The 21,199-nt window shown below is 59.0% G+C and carries 21 protein-coding genes and 4 pseudogenes; 7 read left to right on the forward strand and 18 right to left on the reverse strand.

Features of this window, described 5'->3' with window-relative positions:
- Positions 1–47 precede the first annotated feature (47 nt).
- From NKJ12_RS28440 to NKJ12_RS28455, 4 genes are all read right to left on the reverse strand, one after another.
- Positions 48–827 carry a phytanoyl-CoA dioxygenase family protein gene (locus tag NKJ12_RS28440; protein ID WP_352706659.1) on the reverse strand — a complete coding sequence of 260 codons (780 nt, stop codon included), beginning with the start codon at positions 825–827 and terminating at the stop codon, positions 48–50.
- 505 nt (positions 828–1,332) lie between these two features.
- Entirely contained in the window at positions 1,333–2,637 is a 1,305-nt protein-coding gene (locus NKJ12_RS28445; protein WP_352706660.1) for a lysine N(6)-hydroxylase/L-ornithine N(5)-oxygenase family protein, read from the reverse strand.
- A gap of 203 nt (positions 2,638–2,840) precedes the next feature.
- Positions 2,841–3,032 carry a hypothetical protein gene (locus tag NKJ12_RS28450; protein ID WP_352706663.1) on the reverse strand — a complete coding sequence of 64 codons (192 nt, stop codon included), beginning with the start codon at positions 3,030–3,032 and terminating at the stop codon, positions 2,841–2,843.
- A 7-nt stretch (positions 3,033–3,039) separates the two neighbouring features.
- Positions 3,040–3,420, reverse strand: a complete 381-nt coding sequence (locus NKJ12_RS28455) for a histidine phosphatase family protein (RefSeq protein ID WP_502905746.1) — start codon at positions 3,418–3,420, stop codon at positions 3,040–3,042.
- On the opposite strand from NKJ12_RS28455, the gene NKJ12_RS28460 reads away from it, so the two are divergent.
- Complete coding sequence (locus NKJ12_RS28460) at positions 3,395–3,697, forward strand: histidine phosphatase family protein (protein ID WP_352706666.1); 303 nt, start codon at positions 3,395–3,397, stop codon at positions 3,695–3,697. The genes NKJ12_RS28455 and NKJ12_RS28460 overlap by 26 nt on opposite strands.
- 22 nt (positions 3,698–3,719) lie before the next feature.
- Here the strand turns inward: NKJ12_RS28460 and NKJ12_RS32345 are convergent.
- The 3 genes and pseudogenes from NKJ12_RS32345 to NKJ12_RS28470 form a co-directional block, all read right to left on the reverse strand.
- Positions 3,720–3,837 (reverse strand): annotated as a pseudogene (locus tag NKJ12_RS32345) (ATP-binding cassette domain-containing protein); the annotation flags it as partial.
- 824 nt (positions 3,838–4,661) lie between these two features.
- A pseudogene (locus NKJ12_RS28465) lies at positions 4,662–4,787 on the reverse strand (IS3-like element ISMamg1 family transposase); the annotation flags it as partial.
- Between the two features lie 176 nt (positions 4,788–4,963).
- Positions 4,964–5,410, reverse strand: coding sequence for a hypothetical protein (locus NKJ12_RS28470; protein WP_352706668.1), 447 nt, complete (start codon positions 5,408–5,410; stop codon positions 4,964–4,966).
- 858 nt (positions 5,411–6,268) lie between these two features.
- Here NKJ12_RS28470 and NKJ12_RS28475 point away from each other — a divergent pair.
- Positions 6,269–6,577, forward strand: a pseudogene (locus NKJ12_RS28475) (IS110 family transposase); the annotation flags it as partial.
- Between the two features lie 580 nt (positions 6,578–7,157).
- Here NKJ12_RS28475 and NKJ12_RS28480 read toward each other — a convergent pair.
- Positions 7,158–7,310, reverse strand: coding sequence for a DNA -binding domain-containing protein (locus tag NKJ12_RS28480; protein WP_352706670.1), 153 nt, complete (start codon positions 7,308–7,310; stop codon positions 7,158–7,160).
- Between the two features lie 173 nt (positions 7,311–7,483).
- Between NKJ12_RS28480 and NKJ12_RS28485 the strand changes: the two genes are divergently transcribed.
- The 4 genes from NKJ12_RS28485 (at position 7,484) to NKJ12_RS28500 (ending at position 12,616) form a co-directional block, all read left to right on the forward strand.
- Positions 7,484–7,807: a type II toxin-antitoxin system PrlF family antitoxin gene (locus NKJ12_RS28485; protein WP_352706672.1), complete on the forward strand. Its 324-nt coding sequence runs from the start codon at positions 7,484–7,486 to the stop codon at positions 7,805–7,807.
- On the forward strand, positions 7,804–8,322 hold the full coding sequence (locus NKJ12_RS28490) for a type II toxin-antitoxin system YhaV family toxin (protein WP_352706674.1): 519 nt from the start codon (positions 7,804–7,806) through the stop codon (positions 8,320–8,322). The genes NKJ12_RS28485 and NKJ12_RS28490 overlap by 4 nt, the downstream gene beginning before the upstream one ends.
- Positions 8,323–9,655: 1,333 nt before the next feature.
- The gene (locus NKJ12_RS28495) at positions 9,656–11,746 is read left to right on the forward strand and encodes a prolyl oligopeptidase family serine peptidase (RefSeq protein ID WP_352706676.1); all 2,091 of its coding nucleotides are present in this window, start codon (positions 9,656–9,658) and stop codon (positions 11,744–11,746) included.
- 174 nt (positions 11,747–11,920) lie between these two features.
- Positions 11,921–12,616, forward strand: coding sequence for an OmpW/AlkL family protein (locus tag NKJ12_RS28500; RefSeq protein ID WP_352706678.1), 696 nt, complete (start codon positions 11,921–11,923; stop codon positions 12,614–12,616).
- 330 nt (positions 12,617–12,946) lie between these two features.
- Here NKJ12_RS28500 and NKJ12_RS28505 read toward each other — a convergent pair whose 3' ends face one another.
- The 3 genes from NKJ12_RS28505 to NKJ12_RS28515 all read right to left on the reverse strand — a co-directional run bounded on the left by NKJ12_RS28505 (position 12,947) and on the right by NKJ12_RS28515 (position 14,246).
- Positions 12,947–13,189, reverse strand: coding sequence for an ArdC-like ssDNA-binding domain-containing protein (locus NKJ12_RS28505; RefSeq protein WP_502905743.1), 243 nt, complete (start codon positions 13,187–13,189; stop codon positions 12,947–12,949).
- 361 nt (positions 13,190–13,550) lie between these two features.
- Positions 13,551–13,754: a helix-turn-helix domain-containing protein gene (locus tag NKJ12_RS28510; RefSeq protein ID WP_502905747.1), complete on the reverse strand. Its 204-nt coding sequence runs from the start codon at positions 13,752–13,754 to the stop codon at positions 13,551–13,553.
- A gap of 246 nt (positions 13,755–14,000) precedes the next feature.
- Entirely contained in the window at positions 14,001–14,246 is a 246-nt protein-coding gene (locus NKJ12_RS28515; RefSeq protein ID WP_352694248.1) for a helix-turn-helix domain-containing protein, read from the reverse strand.
- Positions 14,247–14,373: 127 nt separating this feature from the next.
- Between NKJ12_RS28515 and NKJ12_RS28520 the strand changes: the two genes are divergently transcribed.
- The gene (locus NKJ12_RS28520) at positions 14,374–14,637 is read left to right on the forward strand and encodes a DNA -binding domain-containing protein (RefSeq protein WP_502905744.1); all 264 of its coding nucleotides are present in this window, start codon (positions 14,374–14,376) and stop codon (positions 14,635–14,637) included.
- 12 nt (positions 14,638–14,649) lie between these two features.
- On the opposite strand, the gene NKJ12_RS28525 is transcribed toward NKJ12_RS28520, so the two are convergent.
- The 7 genes and pseudogenes from NKJ12_RS28525 to NKJ12_RS28555 form a co-directional block, all read right to left on the reverse strand.
- Positions 14,650–15,144, reverse strand: a complete 495-nt coding sequence (locus NKJ12_RS28525) for a DUF2285 domain-containing protein (RefSeq protein ID WP_352706681.1) — start codon at positions 15,142–15,144, stop codon at positions 14,650–14,652.
- Between the two features lie 58 nt (positions 15,145–15,202).
- Positions 15,203–15,460, reverse strand: coding sequence for a transcriptional regulator domain-containing protein (locus NKJ12_RS28530; protein WP_352706683.1), 258 nt, complete (start codon positions 15,458–15,460; stop codon positions 15,203–15,205).
- Between the two features lie 33 nt (positions 15,461–15,493).
- Positions 15,494–16,120, reverse strand: coding sequence for an acyl-homoserine-lactone synthase (locus NKJ12_RS28535; RefSeq protein ID WP_352706686.1), 627 nt, complete (start codon positions 16,118–16,120; stop codon positions 15,494–15,496).
- A 91-nt stretch (positions 16,121–16,211) separates the two neighbouring features.
- A complete protein-coding gene (locus NKJ12_RS28540; protein ID WP_352706688.1) occupies positions 16,212–16,793 on the reverse strand; it encodes a LuxR family transcriptional regulator in 582 nt (193 codons plus the stop codon).
- A gap of 638 nt (positions 16,794–17,431) precedes the next feature.
- The gene (locus NKJ12_RS28545; protein WP_352706690.1) at positions 17,432–18,838 is read right to left on the reverse strand and encodes an aminotransferase; all 1,407 of its coding nucleotides are present in this window, start codon (positions 18,836–18,838) and stop codon (positions 17,432–17,434) included.
- A 163-nt stretch (positions 18,839–19,001) separates the two neighbouring features.
- Entirely contained in the window at positions 19,002–19,499 is a 498-nt protein-coding gene (locus NKJ12_RS28550; protein ID WP_352706692.1) for an Lrp/AsnC family transcriptional regulator, read from the reverse strand.
- A gap of 499 nt (positions 19,500–19,998) precedes the next feature.
- Positions 19,999–21,199: pseudogene (locus NKJ12_RS28555) on the reverse strand (fumarate hydratase); the annotation flags it as partial.

Here is a 21,199-nt window from a genome sequence, read left to right on the forward strand (position 1 = left end):
AGCGGTCGATCAGTTTCCTGTGCATGCCTCCGCCTGGCTGCGTGAGCTCAATCGCGATAGAAAATGCCATTTGGGGGCTTGAGTTTGTCGAGATCGGCCACTTTGCCCTCGGGCGGGTTAAGGGCGCGCTTAAGCACGTTATATTCAGCGCGGGTCGGTCCACCGGTTGAAGCACGCTGGAACACCAAGTAGAGTGTCCGCCGCGAACGATTGCTTTTGTTCGGTCGTGAGTAGTGCGGTGCGTAATCGTCGAATATGAAGATGTCGCCAGCCTTCCATACTACGGGTTCCCAGGAGAACATTTCGGCGACTTGAGGATCGATCACCCCACCGGCATCCATGGGAAACACCCCCTTCTTGTGGTTGCCGGGGCTGAAGAAAAGCCCGCCGTTTTCCGGGTCGGAGTCGTCGATGCCTATGGCAACCACCGCATGGACCATCCGGTCGGGGAGATTGTGTGGAATGTGATAAATGTCCTGATGCGGGAGATAGCCGCCACTGTCGGGGTAGTGGAAAATCAGCAACTCCTTGAGCCTGCGCGAATCTTCGCCAAGCAAATCATCGACCGCTGACTTTATGCGCTGATCTTCTAAGAGCAAACGACGCAATGGATCATGGAAGTCGAGAAAATTCTCGATCTTGGAGATGATCTTTCGATTGTCCGTCGTCTTCTCGAACCACATGAGCCATTTATCATCGCTGACATCCCAGCGTGACATATCTTCGACAAAAGTAGAGATATCGTTCTGAGCCGCTGGAGCGAAGAACCTTTCGAGCCTGACGTATCCGTCTTTCTGCCACTTTTCTCTTTGTGCATCAGTCAACATGCGAAAAGCCTCCTGTTGGAAAGACTGGTTGGTCGGACATCCCAATTAGGGCAGTCGGGCGTGGTCAAGTTGCGGGTCCACGGAGACGGACTCACGTCATGTGAGACGGCGATGCTAAGTGCGTTCCGCTCCGGCGGATATTGTCCGCAGAAGCTCGGCGCGAGACTGCCTATGTCAGGCTCAGCCGGGTCCAGGGGTTCTGTAAACTGGGCCGGATCAATCGCTTCACCCGGTCCAGCCACGACACGCATCGCTAAAGGCCGGCACCATCCGCTGACCGCCGACCCAGCCATGGCCGCCAAGACCACGGCGCTCTTTCGAGTGAGCGACCTGGTACGGTCTTGACAACCGTAGGGGAAATGCACGCCCCCAGAATAATGCGATGCGCCGCTTGGTCCAAGGGCTTGTTCAGTCACGATGATTTCGGAGAAGCCTCCGGCCTTCGCCGCAGCGGAGGCGGACATCATTCCTAGGATGCCACCGCCGATGATCAAAAGTCTACGAGTCATATCCCGCTGCCCATTTCTTCGGCTGCGGGGTCGGGCCAGCTCTCGATCGAGGTATGGCTGATGAAGCCAGGATGCTCGGGGTTCGCGCATGGCGCGCGCCCAAGAAGGCTATCGAGGATGCGGCGCGCGCGCCAGGCCAGCAGGCTTAGGTTCGGATCGGCCAGGCCGCGCTGCCCGAGGCTCGCGTTTTGTACGAAGATGCGTCTGTCATGCGGTCCATCCCAGCTCACCGAAAAATCCTCGCGAATAGCTAATTCATTGTCGATCTGCTCCAGCCGGTGCGCGATGGGTGCCAAGAAGTCTGGCACCGCGTTCTCGTAACCGGTGGCCAGGATGACGATGTCAGCCGTGACTTCTTCGACCTCGACCATGCCGTGCTGCAGGGTTAGCCTGTGACCCGCGCCGGCGTTGATGCAGTGCGAGACGGTGCAGCCCGGCCGCAGTGTGATGTCGGATCGGTTTGGCTCGAAAAATGCGTGGCGGTACAGCGCCTGATAGATCGCGCGCAACGTGCTTTCCGAAATGCCGTCCGAGGCAAGCACGAAACGCCGCAGGAGCAGCTTACGCTGCGACTCGCTCATCGCCGCGAAACGATCCGAAAAGCAGGGCATGAACAACTCGTTTGTGAACGGGCTGTCGTCGAGAGGCAGGTAGTTCTCACGCTGCGAGACCCAAGTGATCGAGGCAGGCCGCCGTTCTTTCGGCAGGCCGACAAGGTGCAACATCACCTCGGCTCCCGACTGGCCTCCGCCAACCACGCAGACATGCTTTCTCCGCACCTCAGGATGGACGTGCAATAAAACAGATGAGTGGAACAGGTTGCGTCCAGTCCAGCCCTGAAACTGAGGCGGGATTTGCGCCTGCTTACCAATGCCAACCACGACGTTTCTGGCGCCGAGAACCGCGTTATCGGTCCGCACCCGAAACGCGCCGTCAAAGCGGATTTCGCGCACCGTCTCGCCGCCACGGACAAGTGGGTTCCTGTGGAAGGCCCAGTTCAGGTACTGCTCAAACTCAGCTCTGAACACAGCCTCGAACTGTGCGTTCAGGAAGTGGTACAGACGCCCGTTCTCGTACAGGTAGTTTACGAAAGTGTAGGCTGATCGCGGATTCACCAGCGTGACCAAATCCTTGAAGTGGCTCACCTGGAGCTCTGAGGAATCGAAAGCGATGCCTGGATGCCAGCGGAAGTCGACCTGCCGATCCAGGAACAGTGCCCCTTGCCCAACTTGCTCGTGTATCTGACACGCAAGGCTCAAATTGGACGGGCCAGCACCGATCCCAACGCAAGATAAGTCCACTGCTTCCTCCTATAGAGTCTTCCCACTAGGCGGCTTGTTAGCGGCGAATATCGGCCATAGCCATTGGGGCCCCCTCGCGGACGTTTCGATCCCCGGTGCCGACCGGATTTGCGAGAATTGTCCTGCGGGTTGTCGAATGTAGACCCGAGCATTCCAGCGCGGTGACAATCGACGGGTCATGCCGGCGACGTGGGTTGGGGGCATCAATGTATATCCTTTCCGCCCGCCTCGATGACCGCGTCGCCGTTACGCGAGACGCTTTCCAGGCCCATCAGGTGTTTGAAGCGGGCCGAGTCGCCCGCCTCGACCATGACGCGCCGGCCTTTCGCCGGCTTGGTGGCAGGCAAGAGCGCGGGTTTCACGGCGGCGACGGCATTTTCGGTGCGCATGATCATGGACGACCTATCTTTGATGGCGTTCGCAGAATCCCGCGCATGAGCCGTGCCAGAGAAGGAAAATTTTATTAAACAACGGGTTGGCGGATTCGCGATCCTGTCGGAAATCCGACATTGAGGGGGACGCCTCATGGCGGCGCCAAATTTGCCCGGCGATGTCGCCTTTTTCCGAATAGCTAATCGGGCAGATTCTGAACCAGGATACTTCTCTTGCCCGACAGATCGCGATTTGCCTTCTCCCATCGAGGGCATGCAGACCGAAGCGTCGGGCAATAGCGGCTGCCGTTTGGGATGCTCGGTGAAGGTCGGAGCTGTAGATTTCGAGCTGTTTCTGACCAACCAACGCCGCCAGACGTTCGGCCGTGGCCTCCGCATCACGCGAAATCAGCTACGGCGTGGCAGGTGGACAACCGCAAGATTGGCTTGATGCTCGCTATAATCCCATCTCCGATGACAATCGGCTAGATCACCATTGTGGGATTGAAGGCGCAGAAACCCGCCGGGAGGTAGCGACCCGCGTATTTCCTCGGGTGAATGCGATTGTGGATCGACCGTGCGCAACTCAGATCATTGTGACCCATGGCTTCACGCTTAGTTTCGTCATCGGGGCATGGATGAAGATACCGATTGATGGGGTCGGCTTCTTAAGCTTCCCCGCGAAGTGAGGAAGCATCACGCATCTGCGTGAATCTCCGGATTCTGGTAAAGAGCCCGAGCCAACCCAAGGCGCTGCTTCTCGCCGCCGGAGAGGCGTACGCCGTTCTCGCCCAAAATGGGTCTGGAAGCCACCGGGCCAGCGCTCGATCATCCATGAAAGCATGAACGCAACAGGCACTTGAATCGACACCGACACACTGTCCGGGACTTATCAGTTATTCCCGGTCACCCCGAATATCTGGACGCCCTCGTCGCCGGAATAGGAGCTGAGGAATATGCCGGCAGTTAACCGCTCGTTAATCATGCGGGGCGTAGCCAAGAAGCGTCACTGCACCTTCCCAATCGAATGTGACCTTGAAGACCCGGCACCCAATCCCTCCAGATTGGGTGCCGGGTCTTTTTGTTAGCGAGAGCAAGGGCTGAGAGGTAGTTCTGCATGGCGATGCTATCGTGTTGCCATGCGACGCCATCTTGAACTTGCAGAACATGCACTCGGTCACATTCGTGCGAGAGATGCGTACTATTCAGGTCTGAACCTGACAACAGATGCACGGTGATTTACCGCTTCTATGCTTCCATCCGGAAGGAGCTGGAGCAAGAACTGTTTCTCCTCGATGCCAATATTCCGCAGAAGGTTCGTTTTTTGTGGCGGCGATAACCGGATAACTATAAGCCGTTCAAGCCTTTGCCCGAACCGACGGGCCTCATTTCGGGCTGCTCGACGTGCTGAAGGAGGCGGCGCATGTTCGCAGGCCGTTATCAGCCGAACTGCGAGGCAGGAGGACCGTCACAGCTTTCCAACGCGCCATTGCGCGGATGCGATGATGTGAGTGGCGAGAGCGGCGCGTCTGGGGTGACGAAGAGATTTCGGAGCGCCGAGAACATCGAACTGACGAAAAAGCATGCAGCTCTCGCCGCATGGCGCGCGGCAGCAAGCTGCTTCCCCTCGCGGATTCGCATCGGGCGTCACCATTTTTTTGCGGCGACATCCTTCAGAATCGCGTTGTCCAGGATCTGCTCGGCCAGGAGCTTCTTGAGCCGGGCGTTCTCGTCCTCCAGAGCCTTCAGGCGACGTACGTCGGATACCTCCATCCATCCCGCCGGCCGAAGCCGAGGCACGCTACTACGCCATGCTGGAAGAAACGGCTTTCGGCAAACCCGGTGCGGTTCAGTCTGAGCCTGTTAAGCTCTTCGATCAGTATTCATGCTCGCCATCTACTGGCAAGTACGCGCTCCGCCCTGCTCGTCCGGCTTGCTGGAGCAGCAGAGGACGTTTACGAAGTAATCAGGGTCAGAATCTGACATACCACACAAAATAATATTAATAGCAATAAGATGAAGCTAAAGGGCTTTGTCTTTGCAGCATGTCGGATGTTTGCGTCCGTAACGACTACAGGAACTGCATGTGCGATGAAGGCAATCATGTTCCCCATTAAGAAAACGCCCATGAGCGCGATGCCAAGAGCAAAGAGCACGGGGGTGTTGGGGGCACCCATATCCAGTAGACCTTTAATGATTGCGCCAGAGAACATCAAGGGCAGCACAAATTGCCAAAAGATAATCTTGCGAGATGATCGCTCCCGCAAGTCAGGCATGAAGCAATAAGCGATCAACGCGTAGCATCCAACAAAGACCCAAGGCATCCACGGTTCGGACGAAAAATTAGCTATCAAGAGCTGGGCCAGTGCCGGGAACAGACTGAAGTCACCGAAGATGTCCATGAAAGCCTGAGAAATTCATGAGGGGGGTGGCGGATGTAGCACAAGCCATTGAAATGCCCTGGGATTTGGTCGCTAAGGCCGATCCGAATCATTTCGGAGACTACACCCATGAATGATCTTACGCCGCCGCTGAGCGGTTTGTCATCTGTCTGCGGCAAGTCGAAAACGCGGTACCGCAGACGGTGCATTGCGTGCAGTTCGTCGGCAAAGTCGTCGTACCAATCGGGTACGTTCAGCTGCATCATGAAGGCCTCCGGGCAGAAATGACCCTGCCATTGGAGGCGAATGCGTCCGCGAAACAGCCTGTGCACATGCACAGGGGACCAAAGAATTCAGTTTCTCAGAAAGAGAACACCGTGAGGAGGCCAGCAGCGCAACGGCCTGATTTTGGTGCACACGCCGAGCTTCTGGCGCCCGAGCGCCCGCCCTTGCCTGCCTCCCCGCTGGCGGTACGCTTCTGTCCTGCCTGCTCGTTTTGTCCTCCGCTCGCCAATCGCGGCTTTCCCCGGAAGATCCCATGGGCGTTGAGGCAGCGCTCGATTCCAATCTCGCGTGCCTGCCCCCGTGAGTGGGGTGGGCGGCAGAAAGCGACTGGCCAGGCCCGCTGAACGAGGCAAGCCGCACCCGATGGGCCGGAACGAAGGGGAGGATGCGAGGGAGCGAGCATTGCGACATGCCGCAGCGGGCCTAGAAAGGAGCGTCGCCCACCCCCGCGAGCGGGGGTAGGCAATAATCAAACCGCATCGCGAAGCGATGGCCGCAGCCGCGATCAAATCGCCTCGACAGGCATATTGCTCAAGAAAAACTTGCAGGGGTCATATTCATGAATAATGAAACACCCAATGTGCAGCCGAGGCGATCCACACGACGCTGGGCGCCATCTTCCTGTCTCTGGAGCTCAGCCGCTCGACTTGGTTGGTGACGAGCTTGCTTCCCTGCAACGGAGAGAAGTTATCAAAGCACACCGTCAAGGCAGGCGATGCGGCCGGGTTGTTGGACCTTGTCGGGCAGTTGAAGGCAACGGTTCGGCGCAGAACGGGCCGTGAAGTGCCTGTGATCACAATCCAGGAAGCTGGTTTGGACGGCTTCTGGATCCACCGGGTTCTTGAGGGTGGAGGCATCGAAAGCCATGTTGTCGATGCCGCATCCATCGCCACGTCACGCAGGTGCAGCTGCCGATGCGCAGCGACCGTATGTGAGTTTGGACCGGTGTTATCACCGCGCCATGACGACAGGCTCGGACCCTGGATCACAACGCGCATTGAGGTGATATGCGAAGACGGCCTTGACGAAAAAACCCCATGTGAGCGGGGTGGGCGGCGAGTCGCCACCCGGAAAGGCCCGCCGTGGTAGGCGGACCGCATCCGAAGGACCGGAACGAAGAGGAGGACCCTGAGCGGCACGCGAAGGGTTGCGGGCTGCCGCGGCGGGCCTAGAAGGAGAGCCGCCCACCCGCGCCGCCGGGAAAGGCGCTACAGAGAAGAATTGCGCGCGTCTGACGAGCCGCGCCAGGGGCGAAGCCGAATGGCCGAAACCGCCTGAGCCTGTCGAAGAAAAAGCGGGCTTGGTTCACGAGCACCCGGCGCGCGCCGTCAGGCGCGCGGGCGCCCGCTACGACCGCAGGCTGGACAGAATCTCGCAGGGATGGGCGTCAAGCGCCGCAGTTACGTCGAGAAACTCAATGACATCGAGACGCCGCTCTCCACCGTCGTATTTGGCCACAAGGATTGCGGACGACCAAGCTTCTTCAGACGAGGAAGTGCCGGTATCCGCCATTCATCAGTGCACGGCCGCGAGAGACGGCGCGGCGGATACGGTCGCGCAGGTGATCGCGCGGATCCCTCCAGTCGGCGTGGACGCGCCGTTGGCCGATCAGAGCTTCAGCGAGAACACTTTGCAAGATCTTTCCCGGGCAAGGTTCACGACGACCCGAGTCGCAATAGCCTTGCCCGGCCCTCCGGTCAGCAACCAATCAATGTGCTGAATGCGCGCTAAGGATATGAGCCGCCCTTGACGAGGCAATGCATTTGCATTACCTATCGGAGCGATGGTCCAATGACTCAGGAGGCTGACATGGTTGCGCTCGCTCAGGATGTCTCGAAGCTCACCGATCGCTATCAGACGACGGTGCCAAGCGGTGTGCGAAAGCAACTTCAGCTTGGGAAGGGCGACCAAATCCGGTATTATACCGAACCCAGTGGTCGGGTCTATATTGAGGCGGTGCACGAGGCTGCCGATCCGGCGCTCGGGGCATTTCTCGATCTTCTCGAAGCGGATATTCAAGCTCACCCCGAGCGGCTGAAGGCGTTCGACGGGGCGCTATATGATCGGCTAAAAGCGCTGGTCGGGGATGTCGAGGTTGATCTCGACGCAACACTGTCTGCCGATGACGAATGACGAGGCAAGACGGGCCACTTAAGGCTCCCCTCGTCATCAACGGGTGGTCGATCTACGCGCAGCCGCTCTTCCTCGATCAGCTTGAATGTCTGATCGAGGAGGTTGAGGCCCGCAAGGCGCGCGACCCCGTCAACTACCGGAAGAAGAACTGCACGAAGCAGCTGGCGGCGATCGCCAGACTCGTGACCAAGGATATCCCGGCTGACCCGGCGGGGGCGCAATTTCGGCAGGGTGATACGCTCGGCAGCGACCGCAAGCACTGGTTCCGTGCGAAGTTTTTTCAGCAGTATCGTCTGTTTTTCCGGTTCGATAGCACCAGCAAGATCATCGTGCTCGCGTGGGTAAACGACAATGACAGCTTGCGTGCCTACGGGAGCAAGACAGATGCTTACGCGACCTTCAAAAGCATGCTGGATAGCGGCAATCCTCCCGACGATTTCAGAGTGCTGTTAAAAACGGCAAAGGCAGCGGCAGAACGGTTCGAGGCGGCAGTCAAAGCGGCAACTGAGGGCTAGGCAGGGCTTCAGACCAACCGAAGCCTACTGCACGAATCCGCCAGTTCTGGAATTCCCCGCCATTGGAGACGAACCTTCACGCTATAGATAGCAGCCTGTGCAGTTGCAGGTGACTCATCAGTGAACCGAAAAACGAACCGGCCAGACGCGCAATGGCTTGTCTAGTGATGCTCACGCCGAGCTTTCTCTGCGGCCAGTATGGAGATGGAGCGCGGCTGTGCGCCGCTTGAACCTGGGATGCAGCCGATTTCCGAGGCCAGATTTGCCCCGCACTGCCCCATTCCAGCACGCACACCAATTCACCACAGCGTCAGCGCTGGCAGGAGAGTTTTGCGGCAATCGGAAATAGCAAAACAGGTTGCGAGGACCTGAAGACCTTGTTCGTAGCGTTCCGCGCCCGGAAAACGCTGGAGGGCCGCTCAACGGCAAAGGTCATAGCGGCAACACTGATGATCGGGCTCGGGATCCTCACGCACAGCAGGTGCCAAACTGCGTGTCGTTCTTGGAAAACCCTCTGCTGACGCGCGAAACCTCAAACACCCTTACCGCTCCTGGATGCCTTCCGTTGGATTGAGCCCTGCCCGCCCCCGACGTCGCGTGAAGACTTAGGAGGCAGAACTCGCACCACTTACCAGTACGCAAAACACTGCCCGCGCTTGCTCGCTGGCCTCAGTGGCCTCCAGACACTGGCCCATGTGGATCCCGAGGATGGGGTCAGGCAATCATGCGCAAACATAATGCCCGAGAGATGCGAGTCTGCCGACCTCAGCGTTGACGGCGCGAGTTCAGCCTGCAGGAGGGCGTTGAAGAAGCCGGGTTTTCACGCGAGTTTCGCGATAGCGCCTGCATTGCCGGCGTCGGTTTGGATTCTCAGGCCCGCCGCGGCGGATCAAAGGTAACAGGCTGAGCCGATACCGCCGAAATCGAACAGGAGAGTGGGCGCCCAACCGCCTGAGGTTCATGACCGCTGCGGTGAGGAAGACCGGCATATCCAAACCAACTTCGGTGTGAGCTTCACTGCTTGAGTTATGCAAGTTTGCTGCGAGCTCGCACACGAGATCGATCAGGCGCTTACGGTTGCAGTCATTGTCGGATCTAAGACGATGCCGGACATAAGACACAGCGCCATCAGAGTGGTCGCATTGTTCTGAAACGATTTTCCTGGTTGGCACGACACATGCAGTCCTATGCGCAAACGCACTGCCGCGTCGCACCAACTGAGAAGAACTCATCCTATGATCACGCTCGCCGAGCATGCGCTCGCCGCCGCAAACAATGAGCTTTCCCGAGCGGACGGAAGCCTTTGCGCTTTCATTCTTCAGGTTGCACGGACATGACCGCATTCGATTTCCGCCCAACGCTGAATGCTCCCGACGATGATCCTTATCTTTGGCTTGAAGATATAGAAGGCGAACGGGCACTTGACTGGACCGCCAGCCAGTCGGCCAGGACACTGGAGCACTTCGGTGGAACGCAATTCGAGCGGGACCGCGCGGCCCTGACAGCGATCTTCGACCGTCCTGACAAGATTCCCTTGATCACCCGCCACGGTCACTACCTCTACAATTTCTGGCAAGATGCCCGCAACCCGCGCGGACTGTGGCGCCGAACCACCTTTGCCGCCTACATGAAGGCGGATCCCCAGTGGGAGCTCCTGCTCGATGTGGACGCCCTCGCCGCTAGCGACGGAGAGGACTGGGTCTGGGGGGGCGCGTCGATCGAGCCAGAGAGACGGGAAAGAGCCGTTCTACGCTTCTCGCGCGGCGGCAGCGAGGCGGTCGTGCATCGCGAATTCGATCTGGAGTGTGTTAGCTTCGTCGCCGACGGTTTCAACCTCGCGGAGACCAAGGGCGGGGTAAATTGGCTCGATCCTGACACGCTTCTGCTTTCCAGTGCGCTTGGTGATGGCATGGCCACCCGCTGCGGCTACGCGCGCACCGTGCGGCTGTGGAAACGTGGCGCGGATCCGCTCACCGCGCCGGTAATCTTCGAGACCGGTCCCGAATCCCTCGGCGTGTCCTGCCATCTGGACCGCACCGCCGAGAGCGAGCGCCTTTGGTTCATTGAGCAGGCGACCTTCTTTGAGAAGATCGGCCGAATTGGCGACAGGAGCGGGCCGAAGATGCGGATCGACCTTCCTCGGGACGCTTCGTGGAGCGGCTTCGGCAACTGGCTGGCGGTAAAGCCGGGCAAGCCGTGGACAGTGGGAGGGACGACCCATGCCGCGGACGCGCTGATCGGTATCTCGCTTTCCTCCTTCATCGCCGGCGAGCGCAGTTTTGCCACCCTCTTTGAACCAGGCGACAGGCGCTCCCTGCAGTCATTCTTCTGGAATAACGGGAAGCTCATTATCTCCTACCTCGTCTACCTCGTTCCGCGTTTCGACATGTTCACCCCCGACCGCGAGGAATGGACGCGCCGAGTGCTGGACACCGTGCCCGCCGAAGGGACTGTTCACCTTCGGTCGCTCGATGCGGAACATCTCGAGACCAACGGAGAGGTCCTCGTTTCGGCTCAGAACCCGATCAAGCCGCGGAAGCTTCTCCTATTAGACCTCAATGCCGCGGCGCCTCTCGGCGCTCCAGTAATCCTGAAGCGCAACCCGGAGAATTTCGACGCATCCGGGCTGGTGGTCACGCGCCACGAGGCAGTCTCGACCGGTGGGGAGATGATCCCCTACACGCAGGTCGGTCCGGCGAACGGGAACGGGGATGCCCCGGTTCACCTCACCGCCTACGGCGGGTACGGCATATCGCTCCTGCCCCACTACAACTCCTCGCTCGGCAAGCTGTGGCTCGAACGCGGCGGCACGTGCGTGGTGGCGAACATCCGGGGCGGCGGAGAGTTCGGCACCCGTTGGCACGAGGCCGGGCGCAGGGAGGGCAAGCGTCTCGCCCATGACGATTTCGCCGCCGTTGCCGCCGACCTCGTGCGAAGGGGCATTACGCTGCCGAGGCGGATTGCCGCCGAGGGCGGCTCAAATGGCGGCCTTCTGATCGCCAACATGCTTACCCGCTATCCTGAGCGTTTCGGCGCGCTGTTCTGCAAAATGCCGCTTGTCGACATGCGCCGCTACACCAAGCTTTTGGCGGGCGCGAGCTGGATTGACGAATATGGCGATCCCGACAAGCCGGAGGAATGGATTTTCCTAAAGGAAATCTCCGCTTATCACGTCGCGACGCCGGGACAGCCCTATCCGCCGATCCTGCTTGCCACCACGAAGCGGGACGACCGCCTCCACCCGGGCCACGCGCGTAAGATGGCCGCAAAGCTGCAGGCTCTTGGCTATCCCGCTTACTTCTATGAGCCCGGCGCGGGCGGGCACGGCTACGGCAAGAACAATCGGGAGCGGGCCGCATTCATTGCCTTGGGCACCAATTTCCTTCGCAGTGCGATCGGCTGGCAAGCCGATGGCGTTCGATAGGTCAGCGGGACCCAGACAAAGAGCAACGTTTCAATCAGTGGGTACAGGTCAATGGTCGCGAGCACGGCGCGAATAATGTGTGCGCGTTCCCACGCAAATTGCGCATGAGCGCTCCGCCAATCAAGATTTTTCGTAGTTCGGTCCACATTTTCTGAAGAGCAAGGAGAGAATATCATGGCGAGAAACCAAATGCGCGCGGCGCGGGGAGTAACAGCGGCCGTTGTCCTCATCGTGATGGGACAGCAGGCCGTCGCGGCGGACCTTGCGCAAGCCGCGAGCGTCCCGCAGGCAGGAGCCTCGGTCACGCAAGAGCCAAGTCCTTGGCAACTCCGCCTGCGTGGGTTGGGGGTCATCACCGAGGATTCGGGCTACGTCAATGCAGTGTCAGGCTCCGGTCTTTCCTACTCGAACACCGTGATCCCGGAACTCGATATCTCCTATTTCTTCACGGACAACATCGCCGCCGAGCTCATACTCGGCACCACCTATGCCAACATCGAGGGCCAAGGAGCGATCGGCGCGCTGGGCAATATCGGCAAGGTTTGGCTGCTGCCGCCCACGCTCACATTGCAGTATCATTTTACCGATTTCGGCGCGTTCAAGCCCTATGTAGGCGCCGGCGTGAACTACACGATCTTCTATAACCAAGGTGCCGGCAGTGCCGATGCTCTCAAGGTTAAGAATACGTTCGGCACCGCGCTGCAGGTGGGATTCGACTACATGGTGGATCAGCACTGGGGCGTCAACTTCGACGTGAAGAAGCTTTTCCTCAAGCCAGACTTCGACGTCACGGTCGACGGCGCGAAGCTGACGGGAAAGGCGGAGCTCGATCCCTGGTTAATAGGCGCAGGTGTGACCTACCGCTTCTAACAACGAAAGCTGAAGGCGGCTGCTGATAGCCGATCGGAAATGAAGGGCGCCTCGCACGCCCTTTTTTACGGTCGTCCCTGCACGGGCGACACTTGAAGAAGCCGTTGTCGACAGGCGGCCGCCCTCCTCCAGCGGACCAAGAAGGGTACCCCTGGTCAATGCGGCCTCGACTAACGCCTGAAATGGACGTGCTTAGATGCCCTTCGGATCAGGATGGCTGTTGGGTATTGTTGATGGAATGCCCGGCATCAGTCTCCCGGACGTCATGTCAGAGCTATGCGCCTGCGTAAGGCGAGCACGGAGCTCCTCGACGCCGACAAGATGCCTTGTTCAGCCATGCTGCGACAGCTGCTGTCCTTTTGCTGCAGGAGCGGTGGCTGGCGCCCCGGAAGCATTCCTCGGCAGGCAAAGGCCTGCCTTTGCCCTGCCCCATGGCTTGACCCATGGCACGGTGCCGCGCTCCAGTTCGGCAATGAAGCGGTCGGTGATCTCCTGATAAAAGGCTGGCGCCGGGCGCCCGCCCTTGCCTGCGCCAGCCTCTGTGCTGGCACAACGCTTGCTGTTTGCACGCATGTCTTATCCTCCGCTCACCAATCGCCGCGCCTTTCCCCGGCAGTGGGGTGGGCGGCGAGTCGCGACCGGATAGGCCCGCCGTGGTAGGCGGACCGCATCCGAAGGACCGGAACGAAGAGGAGGACCCTGAGCGCAAGCGAAGGGTTGCGGGAAGCCGCGGCGGGCCTAGAAGGGGGTGCCGCCCACCCCGCGCCACCGGGAAAGGCCAACAGACAAACCGCGCCGCCCGCAAGGGCGGCGGCCGTCACAGCCCGAAGGAGTGCCCACGCCAAGGAATGGCCGAGACCGCCTGAACTTGCCGAAGAAAAGCGGGCTCGGTTCACGAGCACCTGGTGCGCGCCAAGGCGCGCGGGCGTTCCTGTCAGCAGCATGAAATGCCTGGAAAACCTTCTGGTCGAGTCTCATCAACCGCGATTTCGTCGCTGCTTCCAGATTTATCGAGTAAATCGGCCGGCTCGATTCCGAGCACTCTGGCGAGTTTTGCCACCGTATCAATGCTGGCGCCATAGACCGACCGCTCAAGTGCGCTGACATATGCTCGGTCGACGCCAGCCTCATGGGCCAGCGCTTCTTACGACAATTTCTTTTTTGGCCATGCCTACGCAGATTGCGGGCAAAGACCTCTCGGATTTCCATGCACGAGAAGCCACCCTATTGTCGAGGATTTCACCACGGAGGATTCTCTACAAAAATCAGAGATAACAAAGGGGAGCGGCTGCACGGCATCACTTTAGCGAGGCAAATCCCGCTGAGCCGTAAACTCAAGGAGGTAAATCGTGAAGTTTGGCACCCAAACCAAGCGCAACGCGATCTACAGGTCACGAGAGCGACGCATTTGTGCCAGAAGCTCGCAAGGATCGATATCGAGAGCCTCGGTAAGGTCGAGAAACTCAATTACGTCCAGCCGACGTTCACCACCCTCGTACTTGGCCACGAAGGATTGTGGGCGGCCCAGCATATCAGCAAGCTGGGTCTGGGTGACCCCTTTGGTTTTGCGCGCCGCAATCAGCCGTTTTAGCAGCCGGCGCTGGCGAGCTGATCGAAGGGATTTCGGCATCAGACGAACCGGCCAAGAAGGAACCGGCTCACCGACTAATCCCAGTTTCGGATTATCCCATTTTAGGATATTGTACCGTGCGCGGGCGCGGAATAGGTCTTAGGCGAGACATGAAATGGTAGACAGATTGTTCCAACCTGCTGTTGCCGACGAGGTCCCATGGGCGGAAAGCCTGACCGCTTACGACGATGAACACTTCACGACATATTTGAAGCTCATAGACGCATGCGCCGACAATGCGAGCGAAGAAGAGATGGCGCAGGCGATATTGGGCATCGATCCAGTGCAAGAGCCAGCGCGCGCCCAAAGGGCGGTTCGCAGCCATCTCGCGCGCGCCCACTGGCTGGTGGTGGCGGGGTACAAAGAGCTGTTCTCTGGCCAAAAGGCCTGATGGTGACAGTCGTTATAGAAGAAAACGCTTATAACCACCGTTCATAAGCGAGCGCCCGCGTCTGACTGCACGGCGGACGCTGTCGCGAAGATGGTCACCGGGGTGGGCCCAGTCCTGCTCGACGCGGGCTCTGCCGAAGAGAGCAAGGCCGATTTCGCGGTGTGATGCGCCAGCGATGGAGCCGTCGAGCGCACGCAAGACTCGGCGCAACCGCGAGCAACGGGGCTCGGTCGGAAAGAATCCTGGTTGCAGCCTGCCGGTCCAACAGAGGCTGTTCAGACATTCCAGCGCGTTTAGGCGTTGCTTCAGTTCCTCTGGCGACCAGAGGACGGAGGATGTCAATCGCACAGGTTCGAGGATGCTGACGCCGGAGGCAGCCAGCTGCAAGCTCCTGCCACTGTCCTCTACAAGTACGTGCTGATGCCCGTCCCGCGTGACGAGTATGGAGATGCGGCAGGAGCGCGGGGCGAGATCAAGCAAGTCGACCCCGCGCGGCCGCGCCGCCATTTCGGCAGCAACCGGCAAAACATGCGGACATTGGCAGGGGCACCAAAAGACGCTCGCATCAGTTCCTTTTGAGCTTGCAAAACAGAAGGCCCCACCGCGAGAGATCAACAGTGTTCGAAGGCAGGCTGATAATGTCCACGGATCGGGCGTTCGTGCGTTCGGCACCGCGTAACGCGTTCGCCAGATCCTTCTGGAAGTCCGGATTGCGCCTGAGGAATTCCCAGGCCCAGCCTCGACTGGTGAGCTGCTCGACATAGCCATAGGCACCATCATCTTGCCTGTCCGGCCAAGCAGGGCCAGGTCTTGTTTCGTCCATTGCATCATTTCCAGGAAGGGTTGGATTCAAGGCTCAGGCGATCTTCATGACCGGTGTCCACAGCACCGGGCCCTTGAGCCCGCCATTGCGACGGAGGGCTTCCAAACTCTCTGTTGAGACGTCGAGATATCCGGCAACGGCGCGCGTGTTGCCTATTGTTTGCGGATCGGACAGCCGTTCGAGTGGCCAGCCGGCGCGACGCAAGATCCGCTCTATGCGCAGATCCGTTACGGTAACGATACTGCACAGACCACGTGACAACCCAAACTCGACCATCCCGGAAAACAGCTCGTAGGTGCCAATAGCGATGCCCGCCTGTTTCGGCGCGGAAGGCGGCAGATCAAGCGCAAAACGGCTGCTTTCCCAAACCCGCGGATCTTCCGGCGCCGAACGGTCTGCAAGGAGAGCGCAGAAGCTGTCGCGCAGCATCGTCGGTCCGGTGGTCGGCAACAGGCGCACGCAACCGTCGATGCGCCCGGTGGGCGAACGCAGCAAGAGGTAGTGGGGACGAAGCGCGTCGAACGGATCGACCTCATAGCCGCCGCTGAACGAAACGTCCCAATCAAGTCGATCCCTGAAGACGCGATACCGCAAGCGGTGCATCTGCTCGAGCTCGTCGCTGAACTCAGCGTAACAATCCGGCGTGATCAACTGCATCATGATGGCCTTTCTCCCTCGCATGGATAACACCTGCGATTGAAGGCAAGGGCCGGAGTTGATACAACCTGTGTATGTGCCCAGGTTTCGGAGATCAGGTGAAGAGAGATGGCCTGGATAGTGCAAGCCGAACGGCTGCCTGAATAACCGTCTTCACGCCAAGCTTCATCCTGGCGTTATCCCGATGATAGGCTGCGGTGTGCCGACTGATTCCCAAGATGCGGCCGATCTCCCACGCCGTCTTTCCGCGAGCCGCCCACTTCAGACACTCCATTTCCCTTCGCGATAGGGCAACGCCATCCACGATCCTGCCGTCGGCCAACTTGCGACAGGCATGAAGATGGAAGAAGACCGCGATGAGCTGCAGCACGCGGTCATATCGGTCAATCAGGCGGAAGAACAGTGGTCGCCTTTCATCCGAGGCGAAGGTCAGTGCTGCAAACGTACCGGTGCTGCCATGGATCGGGATCGTGAAGCCGCAGTGAATGCCAAATTGCGTCGCCTCATCCATCAATTGTCGCTGCTGCGTCGACAGTTCGAGATCAGCACCGTGCGCATCCCAGTTGAATGGTTCCTGACCACCACGCGCCTGATGGATAACCGGGTCAATCTTTTCATACCGACTGTGAAGGTAGTGAGATGTCCAGGATTGAGGATAGGTGGATATCAGGCGCACCTTGCGGCCCTTGCCAAGCGAAGGGAAAAGATAAGCGGCAAATCGAGCGAAGAGGCAATCTCGCCCAGAGCGTTGCGCAGGTCCGTCGCGTCAGCGCTGTCTGCGATTTGCTCTACAAATCTGTGAAAAACGTCTTGCATAGCTAAACTGCAGTGAGTTTGCCCATGGCTTCTGGCCCTACATATCGGAGCCAAGACGGGTTGACCAAAGCGCAGCCATTCAGGGAAGAAGGCCCGGCAGGAGACTGAGCTCCGTGCCGGGCCGGTGCGCCTTGGGAGGGCGATATGTGCTTCGACTTTGCTCTTATCGACACCGAGACCTCATTCCAACGCCATCTCTTAGCAGGCGATAGTTGTCATCCTTGGGTTGGCACTTCCTTACGGTCGGGGTGTCTGTTTGCGGGCGGTTGAAGACTCTCTCCATGGAGTAGCTCAACCTCACGGAAGCTTGCACATCGGCGGTCGTCTCTGAAAGCGTCACCTCTACAATTCTGCAACAGCCTACGTTGCGGTCTCGGACGCGAAGGCGGTATTGTGTTTCGAGATTTGCGTCGCGCGCGCCAGCTCATGACGCCACAGGGGCTCCCGGAGGTGATATCCTGGTCGATCCGAGTGGGAGGCGTCATCCGTCACGTCAGATCATATCGCGCCCTCCGCCTTCAGCGCGCGATAGGTCGTATCGACTGATTTCGCAGTTGCGTCGACGATGATGTCGATCTCTTTTCGGGTAATGATCAGAGGTGGGGCAAAGCCGAGGATATCGCCATGCGGCATAGCGCGGCCTATGACGCCATTTTCAAACAGAGCAGCGGCAGCGCGCACGCCGACTTGAAGTCCGGGTTCAAATGGCACCCGGCCCTTCGGATCCCGCATCAGCTCCACGGCGGATAGAATGCCGACGCCGCGAACCTCGCCGACAATGGGATGTCCCTCCAGCTCGGCCTTCATCCGGGTATGCCAGTACGGTCCGACATCCCGAACATGTTCCAGGATATTTCTTTCCTTTAGCAATTTAATGTTGGCAAGCGCGGCCGCCGCGCAAAGCGTGTGACCCGAATATGTCCAGCCATGGCCGAGTGGCCCGTGCTTTTCCGTCCCTTGTTCCAAGACCGACCAGACCCGGTCACCGATAATCGAACCGGAGATAGGCAGATAGGCGGAACTCAAGCCCTTGGCGATGGTTACGAAATCCGGGCGCATGCCATAGAGGTGGGAACCGAATTTCTCACCGGTTCGCGCGAAGCCGCAGACCACCTCATCGGCAATAAGAAGGATGTCGTACTTGTCAAGCACCCCCTGAATCGCAGCCCAGTATCCCTTCGGAGGCGGAACGATGCCACCGGTCCCAAGTACCGGCTCTCCAATGAAGGCCGCAACGGTCTGTGGGCCTTCAGCGAGGATAAGGGCTTCAAGTTCGTTGGCACAGCGCCTGGAGAACGCCTCCTCATTTTCGCCGTCGCGCGCCTGGCGATAGTAGTGTGGCGTCGTCGTATGGCGCACCAAATTAAAAGGCAGATCGAAGAAATCGTGAAAAAAGGGAAGCCCTGTCATGCTTCCGGTGACCAGCCCGGACCCGTGATATCCGCGATGCCGCGAGATGATCTTCTTCCTTTCGGGGCGGCCGAGAATGTTGTTGTAGTACCAGACCAGCTTGATGTTGGTTTCGTTGGCGTCTGAGCCGGAAAGGCCGAAGTAGACCCGTCGCATGTCCTGTCCGAAATATTCGACCACGGCCTCCGCCAAAAGCGCGACCGGCTCCGTGCCCTGGCTGGCATAGACATGCGCGAACGGCAGCTCGTGCGCTTGCCGGGCGATAGCCTCGGCAATCTCCGTGCATCCATATCCCATATTGACGCAGTAGAGCCCGCCGAAACCGTCAAGGCTCTTTCGGCCTTCCGTATCCCAGATGTACACGCCTTCTGCACCGACCATGATCCGGTTTGGCGTCTCGCCGCGGCTGTGCTTGGCTAAGTGCGTAGACGGATGAAAGACGAAGCTTCGGTCCTTCTCCCGCAGTTGCTCGGTTCCCAGATTGCTCAAACGCATCGTCCCTCTCCTCGCGATCCCTCGGCTGGGAACACTCGGCCAGCCGCCCGTTGCAAACCAGCATACTGACAAACCTGCCTCGGGTTTCGCGGAAATGCATGTCCTTAGCCGACGAATTCACGGAATCGGCACCAATAGCCGTGAAAACCAAGGCTTCGGGAGTTTACCGTTGCCTCTGGGTGGACAGAGGAATCGGTGAGTTGGATTTCACTGGTTTCGTCACGACAAGGCTGTAGTATTGCTCGATACCCAAGCCTGCCTGCAGCAATTCCTCCATGAAATCCTGATACGCAGCCATGGAAGGTGATGAAACGCGCATCAGATAGTCGATCCGCCCCCCGATAGCCCAGCAGTCAAGGATTTCCGGAATCTGTTGGATCGCAGTCTCGAAGTGCCGTTGGTCCTCCAGACGATGGCGATCCAGAACCACCTCAACCATTATAGAGATGATGCCCCCCATGAGGGCTGGACTTAGTCGCGCGTAGAACCCCTCAATGATCCCCGCGGCTTGGAGCACGCGGAGCCGCTCCGAACAGGCCGACGCCGAAAGGTTAACACGCTTTGCGAGCTCGCTTTTCGAAATCCGACCGTCTGACTGGATCTCTGAGAGAATCCGGACATCCAAAGCGTCCAGTCGCACAGGATCAGGTTTCGATTTCATGACCTTTTGCTCTCAAGCGGTAGTCGACAGCGCAATTAGTGCCAACCAATTCCATCATTAATCGAAGCGAACGAACACAGTGGCCGTCATTCGTCCTCGGACTGCAAGCTTCACTGCGAGGGTTGTAGAAGTCAGGGAATTGAGAACGATCCAAGCAGAACGCTGTAGAACAGTTGAGCTATTGTCCCTCCCCTAACCGGGCGATGGCGTATTTGGAGAGGGTGATCGCCTGTCGGCGGCGACCTCGTCGTAAATAGATAGCGCATTTTTTTGGTATCTCCGGTGCTTGACCTCATTGGCACCCTCGACCGCACCCGGGCGTCGATCGTATAGACGGCAGTCGATGCAGTGTTTACATCCGAGCATTTGGCATCGAGAGCGACTTGAAGGCCTTTCTTATCTGGCTCGCCGAGGAGCTGAACCACAAAATGCCACTTGTGGTACCGTTGCAGCCCAAAATCTGGCGCGGGAGTCTGGCCGGTTTGCGCAGCCGGCGGACTCAAACGCCGATGTTGCGCGCGATGGTCGGCCGCCATGCGCTTGCGCCACTCAAGAGGCCCGGAATTGTGAATGGAGTTTCCCTCAACATCGACAGCCATGATCACCGGCATGTCCTGCACCTCGAATTCATAAATGGCTTCCATGCCCAGGTCTTCAAAGGCAACGATCCGCGCCGCCTTGATCGATTTTGAATCAGGTACGCAGCGCCACCCACTGCGATGAGATAGGGCGTTTTGTGTCTCACAATCGACTCGATGGCGGCCGGGCCCCTCTCCGCTTTGCCAACCGTTGCATATAGCCCGGCCTCGGCGAGCATCTTTTCAGTAAAACTGTCCATGCGGCTGGAGGTTGTCGGGCCAGCCGGCCCGACGACCTCATCCCTCACTGCGCGGACGCGTCCGACGTAGTAGATCACGCGTCCCCGCAGATCGACCGGGAGCGGCTTGCCGGCATCGATCAAATCGACCATTCGCTGGTGGGCGGCGTCACGGCCCGTCAGCATCTTCCCGGACAAAAGAAGCGTTTCCCCGCAGCGCCACGATGCCGTCTCTTCCTTTGTGACCGCATTCAGATTGACCCGTCGGACGTCGGCAGTGTGCAAGTCCTCATTTCCGATCTGTGGCCATTCGGAAAGGTTTGGTGGTTGGAGCTGGATCGGCCCTGTGCCGTCCAATGTGAACGTCAGGTGCCGGTTGGCGGCGCATTGCGGAATGAGCGCCACAGGCTTGGACGCCGCGTGGGTAGGATATGTTGCAACCTTGACATCAACGACTGTCGTCAGGCCGCCTAGGCCCTGAGCGCCGATGCCAAGCGCATTAATTCGTTCATAAAGCTCAACCCGCAGTGCCTCCTCCGCGCTTGACGGCCCCCTGGCGGTCAGTTCCGACATGTCAATCGGTTCGTTCATGGCCTCCTTGGCCAGCAGCATTGCCTTTTCGGCACTGCCACCGATGCCGACCGAGATCAGGCCGGGTGGGCACCATCCGCTGCCCAGCGTCGAAACGGTATCGACCACCCAGTCGGCAACGGACGCGCTGGGGTTAAGGGTGGTGAAACGCGCCTTGTTTTCGGACCCGCCCCCTTTTGCTGCGATGGTGATCTCAATCTGGTTGCTGGGCACGAGGTCGACGTGGACGACTGCCGGCGTGTTGTCACGCGTGTTCACCCGCCCGGCAAGCGGATCCGAGACAATCGATGGT

Origin of the sequence: Mesorhizobium sp. M0195 (assembly GCF_040322115.1) — a bacterium.
GTDB lineage: Bacteria > Pseudomonadota > Alphaproteobacteria > Rhizobiales > Rhizobiaceae > Mesorhizobium.

Excerpts from the sequence above, each read along its gene's own strand:
- NKJ12_RS28440 (WP_352706659.1), bottom strand. The coding sequence starts at position 827 with ATGTTGACTGATGCACAAAGAGAAAAGTGGCAGAAAGACGGATACGTC.
- NKJ12_RS28450 (WP_352706663.1), bottom strand. The coding sequence starts at position 3,032 with ATGATCATGCGCACCGAAAATGCCGTCGCCGCCGTGAAACCCGCGCTC.
- NKJ12_RS28470 (WP_352706668.1), bottom strand. The coding sequence starts at position 5,410 with ATGGACATCTTCGGTGACTTCAGTCTGTTCCCGGCACTGGCCCAGCTC.
- NKJ12_RS28485 (WP_352706672.1), top strand. The coding sequence starts at position 7,484 with ATGGTTGCGCTCGCTCAGGATGTCTCGAAGCTCACCGATCGCTATCAG.
- NKJ12_RS28490 (WP_352706674.1), top strand. The coding sequence starts at position 7,804 with ATGACGAGGCAAGACGGGCCACTTAAGGCTCCCCTCGTCATCAACGGG.
- NKJ12_RS28495 (WP_352706676.1), top strand. The coding sequence starts at position 9,656 with ATGACCGCATTCGATTTCCGCCCAACGCTGAATGCTCCCGACGATGAT.
- NKJ12_RS28500 (WP_352706678.1), top strand. The coding sequence starts at position 11,921 with ATGGCGAGAAACCAAATGCGCGCGGCGCGGGGAGTAACAGCGGCCGTT.
- NKJ12_RS28505 (WP_502905743.1), bottom strand. The coding sequence starts at position 13,189 with ATGCGTGCAAACAGCAAGCGTTGTGCCAGCACAGAGGCTGGCGCAGGC.
- NKJ12_RS28515 (WP_352694248.1), bottom strand. The coding sequence starts at position 14,246 with ATGCCGAAATCCCTTCGATCAGCTCGCCAGCGCCGGCTGCTAAAACGG.
- NKJ12_RS28525 (WP_352706681.1), bottom strand. The coding sequence starts at position 15,144 with ATGGCGGCGCGGCCGCGCGGGGTCGACTTGCTTGATCTCGCCCCGCGC.
- NKJ12_RS28530 (WP_352706683.1), bottom strand. The coding sequence starts at position 15,460 with ATGGACGAAACAAGACCTGGCCCTGCTTGGCCGGACAGGCAAGATGAT.
- NKJ12_RS28535 (WP_352706686.1), bottom strand. The coding sequence starts at position 16,120 with ATGATGCAGTTGATCACGCCGGATTGTTACGCTGAGTTCAGCGACGAG.
- NKJ12_RS28545 (WP_352706690.1), bottom strand. The coding sequence starts at position 18,838 with ATGCGTTTGAGCAATCTGGGAACCGAGCAACTGCGGGAGAAGGACCGA.
- NKJ12_RS28550 (WP_352706692.1), bottom strand. The coding sequence starts at position 19,499 with ATGAAATCGAAACCTGATCCTGTGCGACTGGACGCTTTGGATGTCCGG.